This window comes from Streptococcus sp. CL6.35, from assembly GCF_049737915.1.
GTDB lineage: Bacteria > Bacillota > Bacilli > Lactobacillales > Streptococcaceae > Streptococcus.
This window is the reverse complement of the sequence record NZ_JBKOTU010000004.1, coordinates 1-20,285: the sequence shown is the minus strand read 5'-3', so window position 1 is coordinate 20,285 and position 20,285 is coordinate 1. Positions and strand designations below refer to the sequence as shown.

Sequence of the window (20,285 nt, the reverse complement as noted above, 5' to 3'; positions counted from 1 at the left end):
ATATTGTAATAAGAAAAGTAAAAAAAAACAAGGAGTAAGGTATGGCAAAAGAACCGTGGCAAGAAGATATTTATGAGAATCAGGAAGAAACAAGATCAGAACGTCGTAAGAGAGAACAAGGTGGAGGAGTGCTGGCTAATCGTATCTTGACTATTTTAGCAAGTATTTTCTTTGTGATTGTAGTCGTGATGATTATTGTTCTGATCTATCTTTCGTCAGGTGGGAGTAATCGCACAGCAGCCTTGAAAGATTTTCACGATTCAGATACAAAAGTAGAGCAAGTTTCTTCTACTTCTAGTAGTAGTTCAGAGCAGGCATCTTCTAGTTCAGAGGAGAAGGTAGAAGAGTCATCTAGTAGCTCAGAACATCCAAATGATCCAGAAGGAACTACAAAAGTTATGGCTGGAGAAGGAGAAGCAGCCATTGCCGCTCGTGCAGGTATTTCAATTGCTCAATTAGAAGCATTGAATCCTGGGCATATGGCTACAGGATCTTGGTTTGCAAATCCTGGAGATGTGATTAAGACTAGATAGGAGTCATAAATGAAGACGATTCAAATTGCTATCGATGGTCCAGCTTCCAGTGGTAAGAGTACGGTCGCAAAGATTATTGCCAAGGATTTTGGTTATACCTACCTCGATACAGGTGCCATGTATCGTGCAGCGACTTATATGGCTCTTAAAAACCAGTTAGGAGTAGAAGAAGTTGAAGCACTTCTAACCTTGTTAGACCAGCATCCAATCAGTTTTGGACGCTCAGAAACTGGGGAACAGCTTGTTTTTGTAGGAGATGTGGATATTACTCATCCTATCCGTGAAAATGAAGTGACGAATCATGTTTCTGCTATTGCAGCAATTCCTGAGGTTCGTGAGAAACTAGTTTCCCTCCAACAAGAGATTGCCCAGCAAGGTGGGATTGTCATGGACGGTCGCGATATCGGGACTGTTGTATTGCCACAAGCAGAATTGAAAATTTTCCTAGTAGCCTCTGTTGATGAAAGAGCAGAGCGTCGTTACAAGGAAAATATTGCCAAGGGAATTGAAACAGATCTTGAAACTTTAAAAGAGGAGATTGCTGCGCGTGACTACAAGGATAGCCATCGTGAGACTTCACCTCTCAAACAAGCAGAGGATGCTGTCTACCTTGACACAACTGGTTTGAACATTCAAGAAGTAGTTGAAAAAATCAAAGCAGAAGCTGAAAAAAGAATGTAAATGTAGAAAAGCCGATAGATTGATATCGGTTTTTTTCTAAATTTGTCAAAATACTAATTTTAAGGTATAATAGTTGCTGTTCGAGAAATTTTGATTTTCAAAGAATAGTGAATGATGATAAGGAGAAACCATGAACAACCTACCAAATTGCCCACAATGTAACTCAGAGTATGTCTACGAAGACGGTGCCCTACTGGTTTGCCCAGAGTGCGCTCATGAGTGGAATCCTGCTGAAGTTGCAGAAGTAGAAGAAGGTCTTGTCGCTATCGATGCCAACGGGAATAAATTGGCTGACGGTGATACAGTAACCCTCATCAAGGACTTGAAAGTAAAAGGTGCGCCAAAAGATTTGAAACAAGGAACGCGTGTGAAAAATATTCGCATCGTAGAAGGCGACCACAATATCGACTGTAAAATCGATGGCTTTGGTGCCATGAAACTCAAATCAGAGTTTGTGAAGAAAATTTAAGCATGTCAAAGCACTATAAACTAGTATTTTATAGCCGTATCTTCTTGTTTCTAGCGGCTTTTACGGGAGTTTATCTTGAAATCGCCAAGCATGGTGGATTTGGGATGCTTCTCTATTATACGGTTTTGTCAAATCTTTTAGTAGCGATTTTTACGCTCTATCTCCTAAAGGTTATGAGCCGTTTAGGTGAAAACTGGCAAAGACCAAGTCTCTTGCGCTTAAAAGGTGGGGTTACCATGAGTATCATGATTACCTGTGTGATTTACCATTTCCTCTTAGCGCCCATTGCGACTAATTTCTATACTCTGGAAAATTTCCTTTGCCACTATATCGTTCCCCTTTGGTTTTTAGCGGATACCCTCTTTTTTGACAAACAGGGTCAATACAAGATTTGGGATCCAGTTGTGTGGACGATTTTACCCTTGCTGTATATGATTTTTGCTCTTTTTAATGGCTTGGTACTGAAACTTGATGTTCCTAATTCTAAGGTCAGTCCCTTCCCTTACTTCTTTTTGAATGTAAACAAGGGTTGGGATGTCGTGTTTAAGTGGTGTCTGATTATCTTTGTTGCCTATATGGTGGCAGGATTTATCTTCTACTTTATCAAGCAAATCAAGAGAAAGTCATCCTAATACTCTTCGAGAATCTCTTCAAACCACGTCAGTTTCGCCTTGCCGTATATATAGTTACTGACTTCGTCAGTTTCATCTACAACCTCAAAACCATGTTTTGAGCTGACTTCGTCAGTTCTATCTACAACCTCAAAGCAGTGCTTTGAGCAACCTGCGGCTAGCTTCCTAGTTTGCTCTTTGATTTTCATTGAGTATAAGATACAAGGGATTCATTTTCGGGTTTAAGAAGGAGTCTATACACTAAAGAGGCTTCTTCTTTTCTTGCTTGTTTGATAACTATCAAAAAAGTAGAAGATTAAGAGAAATATAGAAAGAGATTTCATGAAACAATTTTTAGAACGGGCCAGTATTTTGGCTCTCTCCCTCGTTTTGATTGCATCCTTTTCCATCTCGAGTGCCCTGCCAGCTATGTTTGACTATTATCAAGGTTATCCTAAGGAACAAATTGAGCTCTTGGCGAGCTTGCCCTCCTTTGGAATCATGATTATGTTATTACTAAATGGTTTCTTAGAAAAAATATTTCCTGAGCGCTTACAGATCAGTTTGGGATTGCTGATTTTATCACTAAGTGGAACAGCACCCTTTTGGTATCAAGCCTATCCTTTTGTCTTTGGAACACGGATTCTTTTTGGTTTAGGTGTTGGGATGATCAATGCCAAGGCCATTTCTATTATCAGTGAACGCTATCAAGGAAAAACGCGAATTCAGATGTTAGGGCTACGCGGTTCTGCAGAGGTCGTTGGGGCTTCTCTCATTACCTTGGCAGTCGGCCAATTGTTGGCCTTTGGTTGGACAGCTACTTTCTTAGCTTATAGTGCTGGATTTTTAGTTCTGACCCTTTATCTGCTCTTTGTACCTTATGGAAAAGAAAAGAAAGAAGTCAAGAAAAAAACGAAGGAAGCAAGTCGCTTAACTCAAGAAATGAAAGGCTTGATTTTTATCCTAGCTATCGAAGCGGCAGTTGTAGTTTGTACCAATACAGCTATTACCATCCGTATTCCAAGTTTGATGGTGGAAAGAGGACTTGGAGATGCCCAGTTATCTAGTTTTGTTCTTAGTGTCATGCAGTTAATCGGGATTGTGGCTGGTGTGAGTTTTTCTTTCTTGATTTCTATCTTTAAAGAGAAATTGCTCCTCTGGTCAGGTATTACCTTTGGCTTAGGGCAAATTGTGATTGCCTTGTCTCCATCCTTGTGGGTGGTAGTGGCAGGGAGTATTCTGGCTGGTTTTGCCTATAGTGTAGCCTTGACGACGGTCTTTCAACTGGTCTCTGAACGAATTCCAGCTAAACTCCTCAATCAAGCGACTTCATTTGCTGTATTAGGCTGTAGTTTCGGAGCCTTTACGACCCCATTTGTTCTAGGTGCAATTGGGTTACTAACTCACAATGGCATGTTGGTCTTTGCCATTTTAGGCTCATGGTTGATTGTAACCTCTATCTTTGTCATGTACCTACTTCAAAAGAGAGCTTAGGATTGGTTTCCTAAGTTTTTCTTTTTTGGATTTTTGTACCCAGACACTATTTGATTTAGGGCCTTGTTTACAGACTAATTTCTTGATAAAATAGAAGTTATGACAAGATATAAAGCAACTATTTCCTATGATGGTTACGCCTTTGCTGGTTTTCAGCGCCAGCCTCATGCGCGTAGTGTTCAGGAAGAAATTGAAAAAACCTTGACCAAGTTAAATAAAGGGCAAGCCATTACTGTTCACGGTGCTGGTAGGACAGATAGTGGGGTTCATGCCCTGGGACAGGTTATTCATTTTAACCTGCCTTATCAAATGGATGAGGAGAAGCTCCGTTTTGCTCTAGACACTCAGTCCCCTGAAGATATTGATGTGATTTCGATTGAGCTTGTGGCGGATGATTTTCATTGCCGTTATGCTAAGCACAGTAAGACCTATGAGTTTATCGTGGATAGGGGCCGTCCCAAAAATCCGATGCGCCGTCACTATGCCACCCACTTTCCTTATCCGCTTGATGTGGAACGGATGCGGGAGGCTATCAAAAAATTAGAAGGCACTCATGATTTCACCGGCTTTACAGCCTCTGGGACTAGTGTAGAGGATAAGGTTCGCACCATCACAGAAGCTAGTCTTAGGGTTGATGAGACAGGCCAGTTTTTGACCTTTACCTTTTCAGGAAATGGTTTCTTGTATAAGCAGATTCGTAATATGGTGGGGACACTGCTTAAAATCGGCAATAACCGCATGCCAGTAGAGCAGATTGACCTCATCTTGGAGAAAAAGGACAGGCAGCTTGCAGGTCCCACTGCAGCACCAAATGGTTTATATTTAAAGGAGATTCGTTATGAAGAATAATCGTATTTTAGCACTTTCTGGAAATGATATTTTTAGTGGTGGTGGTTTGTCAGCTGATTTGGCTACTTATACCTTGAACGGCTTGCATGGCTTTGTAGCAGTGACTTGTTTGACAGCCTTGACGGAAAAGGGCTTTGAAGTCTTTCCAACTGACGATACCATTTTTCAACATGAATTAGATAGCTTGCGTGATGTGGAGTTTGGGGGGATTAAGATTGGTCTTCTACCAACTGTCAGTGTGGCTGAGAAGGCCTTGGACTTTATCAAGCAATGCCCAGGAGTGCCTGTGGTTCTGGACCCTGTCTTGGTCTGCAAGGAAACACACGACGTAGCTGTAAGTGAACTCTGTCAAGAGTTGATTCGCTTTTTCCCTTATGTCAGTGTGATTACGCCTAATCTTCCTGAAGCAGAATTATTGACTGGTCAGGAAATCAAAACCTTGGAAGACATGAAAGCTGCAGCGCAGAAATTGCATGAATTAGGAGCGCCAGCAGTCATTATCAAGGGAGGCAATCGCCTTAGTCAGGACAAGGCTGTAGATGTCTTTTATGATGGACAAAACTTTACAGTCCTAGAAAATCCTGTCATTCAAGGGCAAAATGCTGGTGCAGGTTGTACCTTTGCCTCTAGCATTGCCAGTCACTTGGTTAAAGGTGATGAACTTTTACCAGCACTAGAAAGCTCTAAGGATTTCGTTTATCGTTCTATTGCACAAGCAGATCAGTATGGAGTAAGACAATATGAAGCAAACCAAAACAACTAAAATCGCCCTTGTATCCCTCTTAACCGCCCTCTCTGTGGTTCTAGGTTATTTCTTAAAAATTCCAACACCGACAGGCATTTTAACTCTTTTAGATGCGGGTGTCTTCTTTACGGCCTTCTACTTTGGTAGTCGTGAAGGGGCTGTAGTAGGAGGACTAGCAGGTTTCTTGATTGACCTCTTATCAGGCTATCCTCAGTGGATGTTCTTTAGCTTGGTCAACCATGGCTTGCAGGGATTTTTCGCAGGATTTAAAGGAAAAACTCAGTGGTTAGGCCTTATCTTAGCAACGATTGCCATGGTAGGGGGTTACGCCTTGGGCTCTACATTGATGAATGGCTGGGCTGCAGCTCTACCAGAAATTTTACCAAATTTCATGCAAAATATGGTAGGGATGATTGTAGGATTTATCCTTAGTCAAAGTATCAAGAAGATTAAGTAATGAGGCTGAGTCAAAAGTCTTTCAAATAAGAAAAACGCATAGTATCAGGTGTTGAATGAACTGCACCCCAAAAGTTAGACAGAAAAAATCTAACTTTTGGGGTGTTTTTATTATGAAATTAACTTATGATGATAAAGTTCAAATCTATGAACTTAGAAAACAAGGATATAGCATAGAGAAGCTTTCAAATAAATTTGGGATAAACAATTCTAATATTAGGTACATGATTAAATTGATTGATCGTTACGGAATAGAGTTCGTCAAAAAAGGAAAAAATCGTTACTATTCTCCTGATTTAAAACAAGAAATGATTCATAAAGTCTTACATGAATGCTGGACTAAAGATAGAGTTTCTCTTGAATACGGCCTCCCGAGTCGTACGATACTTCTTAATTGGCTAGCACAATACAAGAAAAACGGGTATACTATTGTTGAGAAAACAAGAGGGAGAGCACCTAAAATGGGACGTAAGCCAAAAACGAGACCTGAAGAGAGGACAGAATTAGAACGTCTTCAAGCAGAAAATGAGTATCTGAGAGCGGAGAATGCCGTCCTAAAAAAGTTAAGAGAACTCCGATTGAAGGAGGAAAAAGAGAAAGAAGAAAGACAGAAATTGTTCAAGAATTAATGACTGAGTTTTCGTTAGATATTCTTCTAAAAGCCATTAAACTAGCTCGTTCAACCTACTACTATCACTTGAAACAGCTAGATAAACCAGATAAGGACCAAGAACTTAAAGCTGAAATTCAATCCATTTTTATCGAACACAAGGGAAATTATGGTTATCGTCGGGTTCATTTAGAACTAAGAAATCGTGGTTATCTGGTAAATCAGAAAAGAGTTCAACGCTTGATGAAAGTACTCAATTTACAAGCTAAAATGCGACAGAAACGAAAATATTCTTCTCATAAAGGAGACGTTGGCAAGAAAGCAGATAACCTCATTCAACGCCAATTTGAAGCAGCCAAACCAATAGAAAAGTGCTACACAGACGTGACAGAATTTTCCATTCCAGCAAGTGCTCAAAAGCTTTACTTATCACCAGTTTTAGATGGCTTTAATAGTGAAATTATCGCCTATAATCTTTCAACTTCACCCAACTTAGAACAAGTAAAAACAATGTTGGAACAGGCATTCACAGAGAAGCACTACGAAAATACAATTCTCCATAGTGACCAAGGTTGGCAATATCAACACGATTTTTATCATCAGTTCCTAGAGAGTAAGGGAATTCAAGCATCCATGTCACGTAAAGGTAACAGTCCAGACAACGGTATGATGGAATCTTTCTTTGGCATTCTGAAATCGGAGATGTTTTATGGTTATGAGAAAACCTTTAAATCACTTAATCAATTGGAACAAGCCATTGTTGACTATATTGATTACTACAACAATAAACGAATTAAGGTAAAACTAAAAGGACTCAGTCCTGTACAATACAGAACTAAATCCTTTGGATAAATTAATTGTCTAACTTTTTGGGGTCAGTACAGAAAAACCTTGATACTATGCGTTTTATTGTGGGAAGATTTTCGAAGAATATTAATCAAAATAAAGCAAGTCTTTGCTGGTGCTTGTAAAGAGGTCAAAGCCATCCTTGGTAACAACACCGCAGTCTTCAATACGAACACCGACTTTACCAGGGATATAGATACCTGGTTCAACAGAGAAGCACATGCCTTCTTCGATGATCAAGTCGTTTCCTTCCATGATAGATGGGAATTCGTGGACATCCATACCGATACCGTGACCAAGACGGTGGTTGAAGAACTCACCGTAACCAGCTTTTTCGATGACTTCACGGGCAGCGCGGTCTACTTCATGAGCAGTCACACCTGGTTTGATAAAGTCAAGAGCAGCTTGTTGAGCTTCAAGAGTCAAGTTATAAATGTCTTTCTTGAATTGGTCAGGTTTGCCGACTGCGACTGTACGAGTCATATCTGAAGCATAGCCGTTGACCAGAACACCGAGGTCAAAGAGGAGAAGAGCATCATTTTCAACCTTATTAGCTGCTGGAATGCCGTGTGGATTTGCAGCATTATCACCAGTTAAGACCATGGTATCAAAACTCATTTCATAACCTTCACGCTTCATGGCAAAGTCAATTTGGGCGATGATATCTGTCTCTGTCTTATCAAGAGAAATATTATCAAAACCAACATTAACAGCCTTGTCAGCATAGAGACCTGCAACCATCATTTTTTGCACTTCGTCAGCTGATTTGATGAGGCGCATGCGTTGGATACGAGGTGTGAGGTTTTCAAACTCAGCTGTTTCAAAGACAGTTTTTAAACCATGGTATTTGGTCAAGATGAGATTGTCAAACTCAACAGCGACACGTTTGAAGTCAAGTTGTGGAAGAGCATGTTTCATTTTTTGCCATGGATTTTCAGAATCCACATAGCCCACAACTGGGAAGGAAACAGTGCTGCTTGCACGCTCAACTTCAAGGGCTGGGACAAAGAGGAGCGGTTCCTGATCCGCTAGGATAAAAAGGAACATTTGGCGTTCATGGGGATCACTGTAAAAGCCAGTGAGGTAATTGATTGTGACGGGGTCAGATACGACAGCGACGTCTAGTTTTTCTGATTCAAGATATGTTACGATTTGTTGTAATTTAGACATATGCTACCTTCTTTCTACTCCTCTATTTTGGCAAAAAAAGAGAGAAAATGCAAGGGAGAAGGGTAAAAGAAAAGACAAAAAGAAAAGACAAAAAGAACTCCGGTAAGATAGCAGAGTTCTTTGATATGGTTTTCCTTGGTTTAAGAAAAGTCAGCCTTGCTTTTGACGTCGCTGTATTCTTCAGCGATTTCTTGACTGAGGATGTCCTCATAGGCAGGAAGTTGGATATCCTGACCGTATTTCTTCTTGAGGGCAGTAGTGACTAGGCGATAAGCAAGATTTGCATTACGAGAGAGGATAGGCCCGTGGAAGTAAGAACCAAAGACATTCTTATAATGAACCCCTTCGCCGACCTTTTCTTCGTTGTTTCCATTTCCATAGACAACCTGTCCCAGCGGTTTTTGGTCGTCAGAGAGGAAGGTACGACCCTGATGATTTTCAAAACCATAGTATGTTTCATCGAAATCTTCATTGTGAATCTTGATGTCACCGATAAAACGGTTATTGGTCTGGTTGAGGGTATAATGTCCCATGACCCCTAGTCCTTCGATGCGTCTCCCTGAAGCTTCAACATAATATTGGCCCAATAGTTGGAAACCACCACAGATAGCCAGAACCACACCGTCGTTTTGGATGTAGTTGTCAATGCTCTCTTTTTTAGCAGGTAGGTCGTCTGCAATAATACTTTGTTCAAAGTCTTGACCGCCACCGAAAAAGGCGATGTCGTAGTGATTTTCATCAAAGTCATCATGGAGAGAAACGATGTCAACGGTCACATGGGCTCCCAGCTTTTCAGCCACATACTTGAGCATGAGTATGTTTCCATTGTCCCCGTAGGTATTCATGAGGTTTCCATAGAGGTGGGCAATGTTGAGCTGATAGGGGTAATTGCCAGCTTTTGAGGAAAGTGAAGTATAAACCATTAGTTCATCTCCTTTCTAACAATCTGACGACTAGCCAGCAGTTCGCGGAATTCAAGCATAGCAGTATAGGTAGCTAGAATATAAGCATGCTTGCAGTCTTGGTTCTCAATGGTCTTAAGAACTTGCTCCAGACTACTTGTTTCAGTAATTTTATCAGCTGGATAGCCAGTTACTCGTAGACGACGTGCGATTTCAGAATGGCGAACACCGCCAGCGTTAATTTCTGGAATATCCATCTCAGTGATTTGTTCAAAATCAGCATCCCAAATCCAGCTGGTATCAATTCCATCTGCATAGTTGGCATTAAGGAGGACAGATAGGCTAAATGGATAAGGAGCTAGTTTAATCATCTCGATAGCTTGGGTCGCACCGACTGGATTTTTAATCAAGACGAGGGTGCATTCCTTGTCACCGATATGGAAGGTTTCTTGGCGTCCAAAGACTGCACGGCTCTTATCAAATCCTTGCTTGATTAGTTGTGAATCTGCACCAAGGAAACGGGCGATAGCAACCGCTGCTAGGGCGTTGTAGATATTGTAGAGACCACCGATTTGAATACCGTATTCTTGTCCGTCAATGACAAAGCGAGAGCGATTGTTGGTTAACTCAACCAGTTCTGTCAAGCGATAGTTGAGATCAGGACGTTTGCAGCCACAATTTTCACAGATATAGGCCCCCAAGTTGGCATAGGTATTGTGCTCATATTTGAGGATGCCTTGGCAGTCAGGACAGAGAATTCCTTCTGTATTGTAGTGAGCTTCTCGAGCGGGTCCTTTTTCTAAGTCAAAACCAAAATACTGTACAGGATTTGGAATAGCTGGCTTGTAGAAAAGTGGACTGTCTCCATTAAGGAGAACAGTAGCCGTAGGCACCTTACGAATGGCATCCAAAATCATCTTGTAAGTTGTGTAAATTTCACCATAGCGGTCCATTTGGTCACGGAAAATGTTAGTAATGACAAAAAGGCTAGGATGGATATAGTCACAGATACGAGAAAGACTGGCTTCGTCAATTTCTAAAACAGCAATGTTTTTTCCAGTTTTAGAGGATTTGGCAGTCAAGAAGGTTGTCGTAATCCCTGTGATCATGTTGGCGCCACTAGGATTGGTTAGAACCTGACCATAGACCTCTTTTAAAATGCCGACAGTGAGGGCAGTTGTTAAGGTTTTTCCATTGGTTCCAGTGACCACGACAATCTCGTAGTTCTTAGCTAGATTTTGTAAAATATCTTTATCAAATTGAAGGGCAAGTTTTCCTGGGAGGGTACTTCCACGACCAAGACGGCTCAAGATGAAGTGAGAAGAACGCCCAGCAAGGAGGCCCAAAGTAGTTTTAAATTTCATGTTTCTATTATATCATAAAAGAGGGAAAAGACAGATTTGATACTCAATGAAAATCAAAGAGCAAACTAGGAAGCTAGCCGCAGGTTGCTCAAAGCACCGCTTTGAGGTTGCAGATAAAGCTGACGTGGTTTGAAGAGATTTTCGAAGAGTATGAGATTTCGCAGAAATGAAAACAGCCCTTAGAGGGCTGTTCGATACGATTAAATCTCAACTTAAATCGCAAACAAGTCATTCAAGTTCTCAGCCAAGGTTGGGTGAGTGAAGATTTGTTTTGTGAAGTAAGTGTAAGGAATCTTGTTGTCCATAGCAACAGTGATGATGTTGATGATTTCTTGAGAACCTTCTGAGAAGATGCTTGCTCCAAGAATTTCTTTTGTTTCAGTATTAACCACAGCTTTGAAAGCCCCGCGAAGGTCTCCATTTACGTGACCACGAGGCATTGCTGCAACAGGGATTTCCTTAACGGCGTATGGAAGTTTCAAATCAGCTGCTTGGCTTTCAGTCAAACCAACTTGTGAAAGTGCAGGTGTGATAAACATGGTGTTTGGTACATTGAGACGGTCTTCAAGTGTGTAGCTACCATCTCCAGCAAGGTAGCTGTATACAACACGGAAGTCATCAAGTGAAATGTAAGTAAATTGAAGGCCACCGTTGACATCTCCAACTGCAAAGACACCAGGAACGTTTGTTTGACAATGTTTGTCTACTTTAATAGCACCACGTTCAGTTAGTTCAATATCTGTATTTTCAAGTTGAAGTGGTTCTACATTTGGTTTGCGTCCAGTTGCGTAAAGAAGGGCGTCGAAACGGTAAGTTTCATTTTCAGTTACGACAAGCACTTGGTCACCGTCATTTTTAATTTCAGTAGTACGGATATTTTGAAGCAATTCAATACCGTCTTCTTCCATGTATTGTTTAGCAAGAGCTGCGATGGAAGGTTCTGCACGAGGAAGGAAAGTATCCAAGGCATCTAGGACTGTGACCTTGCTTCCAAGTTTGTTGTAAAGACCAGCAAATTCAAGACCGATATTTCCACCACCAAGGACTCCAAGGTTTTCAGGCAATTTGTCCAAGTTTTGGATACCTGTTGAGTCAAAAACGTTTTTGCTTGTAGCAAGTCCAGGAATTGGCAAGACGTTTGAAACAGCACCAGTGTTGATGACGATTGTTTCAGCAGTCAGTTCTTTCTTTTCATCACCAGCTTGGATTTCGATGACTTTATTTGAAAGGAAGTGAGCTTCCGCATCAAAGATATCGACGCCTGTACCAGCAACAGTCGCATAGTTTTTACCGTTGAGGCGACCAGTGATAGTGTTTTTGGTAGCAATGACTTCTTCAAAAGGCAAGTCTTTCTCAGCAGCAACTAGCAAAGTTTTAGTTGGGATACAACCAATGTTGATACAAGTTCCACCGTACATAGCTTTGCTACGTTCAACGAGGGCAACTTTTTTGCCAGCTGAAGCCAATTTACCAGCTAGTGTTTTACCAGCTTTACCAAATCCGATAACGATTAAATCATAAGTTAACATTTAGAGTTCCTCCTATTCGATTTTCATTCTAGCACAAGAAAAAAACTTTTGCACAATTCTGCTACGCTTTAAAAAAGTTTATGAAATAGTTGAAATTATAGCCTTACTTTCTCAGAAAAATCGTTTACATGATATTATCGATGGATTGGGCTATCTTTTGCTTCTCTCTTGTGTTATACTAGATAGGTTGCAAAGAAAACAGTACTTTTCTTTTGTGGAAAAGAAGCAACACGATTTTGTATCCAGTATATGAAAATACGTCATAAAAAGAAAAGTATAAACTAAGCCCTATAGGGTGGCTTCGCACCACCTTTAGAAAGAAGAATAACGTGAAATTTAATGAATTAAACTTGTCTGCTGATTTGCTAGCAGAGATTGAAAAAGCTGGTTTTGTAGAAGCCAGTCCTATCCAAGAACAAACTATTCCTTTGGCACTTAAAGGTAAGGATGTTATTGGTCAAGCACAGACTGGTACAGGAAAAACTGCAGCCTTTGGCTTGCCAACCCTTGAAAAAATCCGTACAGAAGAAGCGACCATCCAAGCCTTGGTTATCGCTCCAACACGTGAACTTGCTGTCCAAAGTCAAGAAGAACTCTTCCGTTTTGGTCGTAGCAAGGGAGTCAAAGTCCGTTCAGTATATGGCGGATCAAGCATTGAAAAACAAATTAAGGCTCTTAAATCTGGTGCCCATATCGTGGTGGGAACACCTGGTCGCCTTTTGGACTTGATTAAACGCAAGGCCTTGAAATTACAAGATATTGAAACTCTTATCCTTGACGAAGCGGATGAAATGCTCAACATGGGCTTCCTTGAAGACATTGAAGCTATCATCTCCCGTGTCCCTGAAAGCCGTCAAACCTTACTTTTCTCAGCAACTATGCCAGATGCCATCAAACGTATCGGTGTTCAATTTATGAAAGAACCTGAGCATGTCAAGATTGCTGCCAAGGAATTGACAACAGAATTGGTTGACCAGTACTATATCCGAGTTAAAGAACAAGAAAAGTTTGATACTATGACTCGTCTTATGGATGTGGAACAACCTGAGCTTGCTATCGTATTTGGTCGTACCAAACGTCGTGTGGATGAATTGACTCGTGGACTTAAAATCCGTGGTTTCCGTGCAGAAGGAATTCATGGAGACCTAGACCAAAACAAACGTCTTCGTGTCCTTCGTGATTTCAAAAACGGCAATCTCGATGTTTTGGTTGCGACAGACGTTGCAGCGCGTGGTTTGGATATTTCAGGTGTGACCCATGTCTATAACTACGATATTCCACAAGATCCTGAAAGTTATGTTCACCGTATCGGTCGTACAGGTCGTGCTGGTAAATCAGGTCAATCGATTACCTTTGTTGCTCCAAACGAAATGGGTTACCTTCAAATTATTGAAAACTTGACTAAGAAGCGCATGAAAGGTCTCAAACCTGCAAGTGCAGAAGAAGCCTTCCAAGCTAAGAAACAGGTTGCACTAAAGAAAATCGAACGTGATTTTGCAGATGAAACAATCCGTGGCAACTTTGAGAAATTTGGCAAGGACGCTCGTAAGTTAGCTGCCGAATTTACTCCAGAAGAATTGGCCATGTATATCTTGAGTCTGACTGTTCAAGATCCGGATAGCCTTCCAGAAGTGGAGATTGCGCGTGAAAAACCACTGCCATTTAAACCATCAGGTAATGGCTTCGGTGGTAAAGGTAAGGGAGGTCGTCGTGGAGATGACCGTCGTGATAATCGCCGTGGAGACAACCGTCGTGGTGGTCGCCGTGATGATTTTAAGAAAGGAAGTCGTGGAAACGATCGTTTTGATAAGGAAAAACGTTACCGTAAGGATAATAAAAAACCACGCAATACTTCAAGCGAAAAGAAAACAGGCTTTGTGATTCGTAACAAGGGCGATAAATAAGAAAAAGCGGTTCAAAATGAATCGCTTTTTTATATAAGGAGACCGAATGGAAAAGAAGCAATTTAATTAAAAATATTCTTGTTTTTTTAAATTGCAATTAAATAAGCAATTTTCAGATAATAATTGAAAATTCAAGCTGTTTATGTTATAATGATAGCGATTAAATTCGAGGTGAAAAATGGCACATTTATTAGAAAAAACTAGAAAAATTACTTCTATCCTGAAGCGCTCAGAGGAGCAGTTGCAGGAAGAACTTCCCTACAATGCGATTACCCGTCAATTAGCAGACATTATTGATTGTAACGCTTGTATTGTTAACAGCAAGGGACGTCTCCTTGGTTATTTCATGCGTTACAAAACTAATACAGATCGTGTAGAACAGTTCTTCCAAACTAAGATTTTCCCAGATGACTACATTCAAGGTGCGAACATGATTTACGATACAGAAGCCAATCTGACAGTTGATCATGATTTAAGTATTTTCCCTGTGGAAAGTCGTGCCGACTTTCCTGATGGCTTGACGACTATTGCACCGATTCATGTGTCAGGGATTCGTTTAGGTTCTTTGATTATTTGGCGCAATGATAAGAAATTCGAAGATGAGGACTTGATCCTTGTTGAGATTGCCAGTACCGTTGTTGGGATTCAGCTTCTCAACTTCCAACGTGAAGAGGATGAGAAAAATATCCGTCGCCGTACTGCTGTTACCATGGCGGTCAATACCCTTTCTTATTCAGAACTCCGTGCTGTTTCAGCAATTTTAGGGGAGTTAAACGGAAATGAGGGACAGTTGACTGCGTCAGTGATTGCAGACCGTATCGGTATTACCCGTTCTGTGATCGTTAATGCTCTTCGTAAACTTGAGTCTGCTGGGATTATTGAAAGTCGCTCACTTGGAATGAAGGGAACCTACCTTAAGGTCTTGATTTCAGATATTTTTGAAGAAGTGAAGAAAAGAGATTACTAATGACTAAGGCTTTGATTTCGATTGATTATACAGAAGATTTTGTGGCTGATAGTGGAAAATTGACAGCAGGTGCTCCAGCTCAGGCAATTTCAGATGCCATTGGCAAGGTGACTCGGTTGGCTTTTGAAAGAGGAGATTACATCTTCTTTACCATCGATGCTCATGAAGAAAACGATTGTTTCCATCCAGAAAGTAAATTATTTCCTCCTCATAATTTGATTGGGACTAGTGGGCGTAATTTATACGGAGATTTGGGAACCTTTTATCAAGAGCATGGTTCAGACAGTCGTGTCTTTTGGATGGATAAACGCCATTACTCAGCATTTTCAGGGACTGACCTGGATATCCGCTTGAGAGAGCGTAGAATTTCAACAGTTATCTTAACAGGAGTCTTGACGGATATCTGTGTCCTGCATACAGCTATAGATGCCTATAATCTAGGGTATGACATCGAGATTGTTAAACCAGCCGTTGCTTCCATCTGGCCTGAAAATCATCAATTTGCCCTAGGTCATTTCAAAAACACACTTGGAGCTAAGTTAGTAGATGAAAATCTAAATGAACTTTCTGAGTAATTTGGTTGATGAAATGAAAAAAATTGAAAAAAAGTGTTGACAAGCATCCCAAAAGTTGATATACTAGTAAAGTAATCGACGCGGGGATGGCGGAATTGGCAGACGCGCAGGACTAAGGATCCTGTGACCGCTTTAGGTCGTGAGGGTTCAAGTCCCTCTCTCCGCATAGGATAAGAGTTAGCTGAGGCTAGCTCTTTTTTTATCTAATTTACGTAGAGCAAAAAATTTTTGCTCTTTTTTTGGATTTCATAAACATTTCATATTTGGATTTTATAATAGTCTTACAAATATGGAGGTGACAAATGAATCCGATCCAAAGAGCTTGGGCTTATGTCAGTAGAAAACGACTGAGAAGTTTTATTTTATTTCTGATTTTATTGGTCCTATTGGCTGGAATTTCAGCCTGTTTGACTCTGATGAAGTCCAACAAAACAGTGGAAACCAATCTTTACAAATCGCTCAACACATCTTTTTCTATTAAGAAGATAGAAAATGGACAGACTTTTAAGTTGTCGGACTTATCATCCGTGAGCAAGATTAAGGGGCTGGAAAATGTCTCTCCTGAACTTGAGACGGTCGCAAAACTGAAAGACAAGGAAGTAGTGACTGGTGAGCAGAGCGTAGAACGTGATGACTTGTCAGCTGCGGACAAGAACTTGGTTAGCTTAACGGCTCTTGAGGATTCATCCAAAGATGTGACCTTTACTAGCTCGGCTTTCAACCTAAAAGAAGGTCGACACCTCCAAAAAGGAGATTCCAAGAAAATCCTTATCCACGAAGAGTTGGCCAAGAAGAACGGTCTTTCGTTTCATGACAAGATTAGCTTGGATGCTGGACAGTCAGAATCTGGCAAAGGACAAACTGTCGAGTTTGAAATCGTCGGAATCTTCTCTGGTAAAAAACAAGAGAAATTTACAGGTTTGTCTTCTGACTTCAGTGAAAACCAAGTCTTTACAGACTATGAAAGTAGTCAAACTCTTTTAGGAAATAGTGAAGCTCAAGTCAGTGCAGCACGCTTCTATGTAGAAAATCCTAAGGAAATGGACGGACTCATGAAGCAGGTAGAAAACTGGGCCTTGGAAAATCAAGGCTACCAAGTTGAGAAGGAAAATAAGGCTTTTGAACAAATCAAAGACTCGGTTGCTACCTTCCAAACCTTCCTAACCATCTTCCTTTATGGGATGTTGATAGCAGGAGCAGGGGCCTTAATTCTTGTTTTGTCTCTCTGGTTGAGAGAAAGGGTCTACGAAGTGGGAATTTTACTTGCACTTGGAAAAGGCAAGAGCTCGATTTTCCTACAATTCTGTTTAGAGGTAGTTTTGGTATCTCTCGGTGCCTTGCTTCCATCCTTTATCGCTGGAAATGCCATTACATCCTATCTGCTCCAAACCCTACTAGCAAGTGGAGATCAGGCAAGCTTACAAGATACACTAGCCAAAACAAGCAGTTTATCAACCAGCATCTTATCTTTTGCAGAATCCTATGTTTTTCTAGTTCTGCTTAGTTGCTTATCTGTAGCTCTTTGTTTCCTATTCTTATTTAGAAAATCACCGAAAGAAATTTTATCATCTATTAGTTAAGAAGGAGAAATCATGACTTTATTACAATTACAAGATGTCACCTACCGTTATAAGAACACTGCTGAAGCAGTCCTATATCAGATCAATTATCATTTTGAACCCGGGAAATTTTACAGTATTATTGGGGAGTCAGGAGCAGGAAAATCCACTCTCTTGTCCCTACTGGCTGGTCTAGATAGTCCTGTTGAAGGTTCTATCCTTTTCCAAGGAGAGGATATTCGTAAGAAGGGCTATTCCTACCATCGTATGCACCATATTTCCCTGGTCTTTCAAAATTATAACTTGATAGATTATCTTTCTCCACTGGAAAATATCCGCTTGGTCAACAAAAAGGCAAGCAAGGATACACTGCTTGAGCTTGGTTTGGATGAAAGTCAGATCAAGCGGAATGTTCTCCAGTTATCAGGTGGTCAACAGCAACGTGTTGCTATCGCTCGTAGTCTGGTATCAGAAGCTCCAGTGATTCTAGCGGATGAGCCAACGGGAAATCTGGACCCTAAAACTGCTGGAGATATTGTCGAACTGCTCAAATCACTTGCCCAGAAAATAGGTAAATGTGTGATCGTCGTCACCCACAGTAAAGAAGTGGCACAGGCGTCAGATATTACACTTGAGTTGAAGGATAAGAAACTGACTGAAACTCGCAATACTAGTAAATAATATGAGCTTTTCTGTTAGAACTATAAGAAAGAATAAAATCTAGAAAGGGAACCTATGTTACACAACGCATTTGCCTATGTTACAAGGAAGTTTTTCAAATCGATCGTCATCTTCCTGATTATTCTCCTCATGGCGAGCTTGAGTTTGGTTGGCTTGTCAATCAAGGGAGCTACTGCCAAGGCTTCTCAGGAGACCTTTAAAAATATCACCAACAGCTTCTCCATGCAAATCAATCGTCGCGTCAATCAAGGAACACCACGTGGTGCTGGGAATATTAAAGGTGAAGATATCAAAAAAATAACCGAAAATAAGGCCATTGAGTCTTATGTGAAACGCATCAACGCTATCGGAGATTTGACTGGCTATGAACTCATCGAAACGCCAGATACTAAGAAAAATCTGACACCTGACCGTGCCAAACATTTTGGAAGTAGCTTGATGATTACAGGTGTCAATGACTCCTCCAAAGAAGACAAGTTTGTCTCTGGTTCTTATAAGCTGGTCGAAGGTGAGCACTTAACAAACGACGACAAGGACAAGATCCTCCTGCACAAGGACTTGGCAGCCAAACACGGCTGGAAAGTCGGGGATAAGGTTAAACTAGACTCCAATATCTACGATGCAGACAATGAAAAAGGAGCCAAGGAAACAGTCGAAGTGACAATCAAGGGACTCTTTGATGGTCATAATAAGTCAGCAGTAACCTACTCACAAGAACTCTATGAAAATACAGCTATCACAGACATTCACACTGCTGCAAAGCTTTATGGATACACAGAAGACACAGCTATTTATGGGGACGCAACCTTCTTTGTAACAGCGGACAAGAACTTGGATGATGTTATGAAAGAGTTGAATGGCATCAGTGATATCAACTGGAAGAGCTATACACTCGTTAAGAGCTCATCTAACTACCCAGCTCTTGAGCAATCCATTTCTGGTATGTACAAGATGGCCAATCTCCTCTTCTGGGGTAGCTTGAGTTTCTCAGTTCTTCTCCTTGCCCTCTTACTCAGCCTTTGGATCAATGCCCGTCGCAAGGAAGTGGGTATTCTCCTCTCTATTGGTCTCAAGCAGGCAAGTATCTTGGGTCAATTCATCACTGAATCCATCTTGATTGCCATCCCTGCTCTTGTTTCTGCATACTTCTTAGCCAACTACACAGCACGTGCAATCGGAAACACTGTTCTTGCCAATGTCACTTCAGGTGTTGCTAAGCAGGCTAGCAAGGCTGCTCAAGCCTCTAACCTTGGTGGTGGTGCAGAAGTAGATGGCTTTAGTAAGACCTTGTCGAGTCTAGACATTTCTATTCAGACATCAGACTTTATTATCGTCTTTGTCCTGGCCTTGGTTTTAGTGGTTCTCGTTATGGCACTTGCTTCAAGCAATCTCCTTAGAAAACAACCAAAAGAGCTCTTGCTGGATGGTGAATAAGTTTGAAAAAATGATTCTGGAAATAGAGAAAGCATCTTGTTTTTCTATTCAAGAATTGTGGATAGAGAATGGCTATTTAACAATACAAAATAGAGCTGAAAGCAGTGGTGAAAATCATTGCTTTCAGTTGCTTTCTTTGTACTTTAGTGTTTAAATATGATATACTAAAGCTATGGAATTTATTAGAAAGGAATTTCATAACTTATATATGGAATTGTGCATAAAAATCTATAGAAATCTTATCTTGAAAATAGATAGATAAATCTGTAGAAGCCTATCCATATCGCAAACATAGGCTAGTAGACCTAGGCAGGGTTTACTTTGGAAAATATAGAATAGTGAGGAAAAATAAACATTATGAGACAAACAAATGTTAGAGGAAGCTTGTCCCTCCGTGGTTTTAGAAAATTGAGAACTGGTGCAATTGTTGCGACAGGTGTGATTCTACTAGGTCTGGGCTTTTTAGCTCCAACTGTATCAGCTAATGAACAAGATGGTGTCTGGGTAGCCAGAACAGTTGCAGAAGTAAAAGCTGATATTCAAAATATAAACAATTTATCACACTACAGAATCAAGTGGGGAGATACACTGAGTGCTATTAGTGGAGCAACAGGGCTATCTGTTGATAGTTTGGTTGAGATAAATCGTATTGCAAATAGAGATTTGATTTTTGCTAATAATCAATTGTATTTTAGCGAAGAGGCTTTTCTAAAAGATGGAAATACAGAAGTAAAAAGACAGCAAGTGTCGATTGATAATTCTGGTAGCCGTCAAAGTTATGAAGTTGAAACAAAGACAGATACTGTAACTGGAGAGCAAACTACTACTGTTAAACAAACGACACCAGTAGTTGTGGAAACACCATCAACCCCAGCGCCGAAAGCTGAAGAGCCGGCAACCCCAGCG

At 40.7% G+C, this 20,285-nt stretch carries 20 protein-coding genes and 1 tRNA gene; 17 read left to right on the top strand and 4 right to left on the bottom strand.

Annotation, left to right across the window (positions count from 1 at the left end; genetic code table 11):
• Positions 1–41 precede the first annotated feature (41 nt).
• The 9 genes from ACLNCP_RS05885 to ACLNCP_RS05845 all read left to right on the top strand — a co-directional run bounded on the left by ACLNCP_RS05885 (position 42) and on the right by ACLNCP_RS05845 (position 7,300).
• Complete coding sequence (locus tag ACLNCP_RS05885) at positions 42–533, top strand: SAG1386/EF1546 family surface-associated protein (RefSeq protein WP_023946238.1); 492 nt, start codon at positions 42–44, stop codon at positions 531–533.
• A gap of 9 nt (positions 534–542) precedes the next feature.
• A complete protein-coding gene (gene cmk, locus ACLNCP_RS05880) occupies positions 543–1,214 on the top strand; it encodes a (d)CMP kinase (protein WP_049551335.1) in 672 nt (223 codons plus the stop codon).
• Between the two features lie 130 nt (positions 1,215–1,344).
• Positions 1,345–1,683 carry a zinc ribbon domain-containing protein YjdM gene (locus tag ACLNCP_RS05875; protein ID WP_020903640.1) on the top strand — a complete coding sequence of 113 codons (339 nt, stop codon included), beginning with the start codon at positions 1,345–1,347 and terminating at the stop codon, positions 1,681–1,683.
• A 2-nt stretch (positions 1,684–1,685) separates the two neighbouring features.
• Positions 1,686–2,315: a Pr6Pr family membrane protein gene (locus ACLNCP_RS05870; RefSeq protein ID WP_000033944.1), complete on the top strand. Its 630-nt coding sequence runs from the start codon at positions 1,686–1,688 to the stop codon at positions 2,313–2,315.
• 321 nt (positions 2,316–2,636) lie between these two features.
• On the top strand, positions 2,637–3,788 hold the full coding sequence (locus ACLNCP_RS05865; protein WP_424844176.1) for an MFS transporter: 1,152 nt from the start codon (positions 2,637–2,639) through the stop codon (positions 3,786–3,788).
• Between the two features lie 99 nt (positions 3,789–3,887).
• Positions 3,888–4,637, top strand: a complete 750-nt coding sequence (truA, locus tag ACLNCP_RS05860; protein WP_023946244.1) for a tRNA pseudouridine(38-40) synthase TruA — start codon at positions 3,888–3,890, stop codon at positions 4,635–4,637.
• On the top strand, positions 4,627–5,400 hold the full coding sequence (locus tag ACLNCP_RS05855; protein ID WP_261150369.1) for a bifunctional hydroxymethylpyrimidine kinase/phosphomethylpyrimidine kinase: 774 nt from the start codon (positions 4,627–4,629) through the stop codon (positions 5,398–5,400). Before truA ends, ACLNCP_RS05855 begins: the two co-directional genes overlap by 11 nt.
• A complete protein-coding gene (locus ACLNCP_RS05850) occupies positions 5,378–5,839 on the top strand; it encodes an ECF transporter S component (RefSeq protein ID WP_000814989.1) in 462 nt (153 codons plus the stop codon). The genes ACLNCP_RS05855 and ACLNCP_RS05850 overlap by 23 nt, the downstream gene beginning before the upstream one ends.
• A 112-nt stretch (positions 5,840–5,951) precedes the next feature.
• Positions 5,952–7,300, top strand: a protein-coding gene (locus ACLNCP_RS05845) for an IS3 family transposase (RefSeq protein ID WP_120719025.1) whose coding sequence is annotated in 2 segments (ribosomal slippage) — positions 5,952–6,393 and positions 6,393–7,300 — 1,350 coding nt in all. Because the reading frame shifts where the segments join, the coding sequence is not laid out codon by codon here.
• An 81-nt stretch (positions 7,301–7,381) separates the two neighbouring features.
• On the opposite strand, the gene ACLNCP_RS05840 is transcribed toward ACLNCP_RS05845, so the two are convergent.
• The 4 genes from ACLNCP_RS05840 to ACLNCP_RS05825 form a co-directional block, all read right to left on the bottom strand.
• Positions 7,382–8,464 carry a M24 family metallopeptidase gene (locus tag ACLNCP_RS05840; RefSeq protein WP_424844175.1) on the bottom strand — a complete coding sequence of 361 codons (1,083 nt, stop codon included), beginning with the start codon at positions 8,462–8,464 and terminating at the stop codon, positions 7,382–7,384.
• Between the two features lie 140 nt (positions 8,465–8,604).
• The gene (gene gatD, locus ACLNCP_RS05835; RefSeq protein ID WP_033684891.1) at positions 8,605–9,387 is read right to left on the bottom strand and encodes a lipid II isoglutaminyl synthase subunit GatD; all 783 of its coding nucleotides are present in this window, start codon (positions 9,385–9,387) and stop codon (positions 8,605–8,607) included.
• Positions 9,387–10,730 (bottom strand): lipid II isoglutaminyl synthase subunit MurT, encoded by a 1,344-nt coding sequence (gene murT / locus ACLNCP_RS05830; protein WP_424844174.1) that lies wholly within the window; start codon positions 10,728–10,730, stop codon positions 9,387–9,389. Before murT ends, gatD begins: the two co-directional genes overlap by 1 nt.
• 212 nt (positions 10,731–10,942) lie before the next feature.
• On the bottom strand, positions 10,943–12,259 hold the full coding sequence (locus ACLNCP_RS05825; RefSeq protein ID WP_173876410.1) for an FAD-containing oxidoreductase: 1,317 nt from the start codon (positions 12,257–12,259) through the stop codon (positions 10,943–10,945).
• 329 nt (positions 12,260–12,588) lie between these two features.
• On the opposite strand from ACLNCP_RS05825, the gene ACLNCP_RS05820 reads away from it, so the two are divergent.
• The 8 genes from ACLNCP_RS05820 to ACLNCP_RS05785 form a co-directional block, all read left to right on the top strand.
• Positions 12,589–14,163, top strand: a complete 1,575-nt coding sequence (locus ACLNCP_RS05820; RefSeq protein ID WP_424844173.1) for a DEAD/DEAH box helicase — start codon at positions 12,589–12,591, stop codon at positions 14,161–14,163.
• Positions 14,164–14,341: 178 nt separating this feature from the next.
• Positions 14,342–15,130 (top strand): GTP-sensing pleiotropic transcriptional regulator CodY, encoded by a 789-nt coding sequence (gene codY, locus ACLNCP_RS05815; protein WP_000940738.1) that lies wholly within the window; start codon positions 14,342–14,344, stop codon positions 15,128–15,130.
• Complete coding sequence (locus ACLNCP_RS05810; protein WP_004255720.1) at positions 15,130–15,705, top strand: cysteine hydrolase family protein; 576 nt, start codon at positions 15,130–15,132, stop codon at positions 15,703–15,705. The genes codY and ACLNCP_RS05810 overlap by 1 nt, the downstream gene beginning before the upstream one ends.
• A gap of 80 nt (positions 15,706–15,785) precedes the next feature.
• Positions 15,786–15,871: transfer RNA gene (locus ACLNCP_RS05805), tRNA-Leu, on the top strand.
• 136 nt (positions 15,872–16,007) lie between these two features.
• Positions 16,008–17,285 (top strand): ABC transporter permease, encoded by a 1,278-nt coding sequence (locus ACLNCP_RS05800; RefSeq protein ID WP_424844172.1) that lies wholly within the window; start codon positions 16,008–16,010, stop codon positions 17,283–17,285.
• 12 nt (positions 17,286–17,297) lie between these two features.
• Positions 17,298–17,945 (top strand): ABC transporter ATP-binding subunit Vex2, encoded by a 648-nt coding sequence (gene vex2 / locus ACLNCP_RS05795; RefSeq protein ID WP_424844171.1) that lies wholly within the window; start codon positions 17,298–17,300, stop codon positions 17,943–17,945.
• 54 nt (positions 17,946–17,999) lie between these two features.
• Positions 18,000–19,379: an ABC transporter permease subunit Vex3 gene (vex3, locus tag ACLNCP_RS05790; RefSeq protein ID WP_424844170.1), complete on the top strand. Its 1,380-nt coding sequence runs from the start codon at positions 18,000–18,002 to the stop codon at positions 19,377–19,379.
• A gap of 357 nt (positions 19,380–19,736) precedes the next feature.
• A partial coding sequence (locus ACLNCP_RS05785; protein WP_424844169.1) for a LysM peptidoglycan-binding domain-containing protein occupies positions 19,737–20,285 on the top strand: 549 nt, incomplete at its 3' end.

What these genes read in the sequence shown, in the direction of transcription:
- ACLNCP_RS05825 (WP_173876410.1), bottom strand. Translation starts at nt 12,259, where the DNA reads ATGTTAACTTATGATTTAATCGTTATCGGATTTGGTAAAGCTGGTAAA.
- ACLNCP_RS05840 (WP_424844175.1), bottom strand. Translation starts at nt 8,464, where the DNA reads ATGTCTAAATTACAACAAATCGTAACATATCTTGAATCAGAAAAACTA.
- ACLNCP_RS05855 (WP_261150369.1), top strand. Translation starts at nt 4,627, where the DNA reads ATGAAGAATAATCGTATTTTAGCACTTTCTGGAAATGATATTTTTAGT.
- truA (WP_023946244.1), top strand. Translation starts at nt 3,888, where the DNA reads ATGACAAGATATAAAGCAACTATTTCCTATGATGGTTACGCCTTTGCT.
- vex3 (WP_424844170.1), top strand. Translation starts at nt 18,000, where the DNA reads ATGTTACACAACGCATTTGCCTATGTTACAAGGAAGTTTTTCAAATCG.
- ACLNCP_RS05865 (WP_424844176.1), top strand. Translation starts at nt 2,637, where the DNA reads ATGAAACAATTTTTAGAACGGGCCAGTATTTTGGCTCTCTCCCTCGTT.
- ACLNCP_RS05810 (WP_004255720.1), top strand. Translation starts at nt 15,130, where the DNA reads ATGACTAAGGCTTTGATTTCGATTGATTATACAGAAGATTTTGTGGCT.
- ACLNCP_RS05850 (WP_000814989.1), top strand. Translation starts at nt 5,378, where the DNA reads ATGAAGCAAACCAAAACAACTAAAATCGCCCTTGTATCCCTCTTAACC.
- murT (WP_424844174.1), bottom strand. Translation starts at nt 10,730, where the DNA reads ATGAAATTTAAAACTACTTTGGGCCTCCTTGCTGGGCGTTCTTCTCAC.
- codY (WP_000940738.1), top strand. Translation starts at nt 14,342, where the DNA reads ATGGCACATTTATTAGAAAAAACTAGAAAAATTACTTCTATCCTGAAG.
- cmk (WP_049551335.1), top strand. Translation starts at nt 543, where the DNA reads ATGAAGACGATTCAAATTGCTATCGATGGTCCAGCTTCCAGTGGTAAG.
- ACLNCP_RS05870 (WP_000033944.1), top strand. Translation starts at nt 1,686, where the DNA reads ATGTCAAAGCACTATAAACTAGTATTTTATAGCCGTATCTTCTTGTTT.
- vex2 (WP_424844171.1), top strand. Translation starts at nt 17,298, where the DNA reads ATGACTTTATTACAATTACAAGATGTCACCTACCGTTATAAGAACACT.
- ACLNCP_RS05800 (WP_424844172.1), top strand. Translation starts at nt 16,008, where the DNA reads ATGAATCCGATCCAAAGAGCTTGGGCTTATGTCAGTAGAAAACGACTG.
- ACLNCP_RS05875 (WP_020903640.1), top strand. Translation starts at nt 1,345, where the DNA reads ATGAACAACCTACCAAATTGCCCACAATGTAACTCAGAGTATGTCTAC.
- ACLNCP_RS05885 (WP_023946238.1), top strand. Translation starts at nt 42, where the DNA reads ATGGCAAAAGAACCGTGGCAAGAAGATATTTATGAGAATCAGGAAGAA.
- gatD (WP_033684891.1), bottom strand. Translation starts at nt 9,387, where the DNA reads ATGGTTTATACTTCACTTTCCTCAAAAGCTGGCAATTACCCCTATCAG.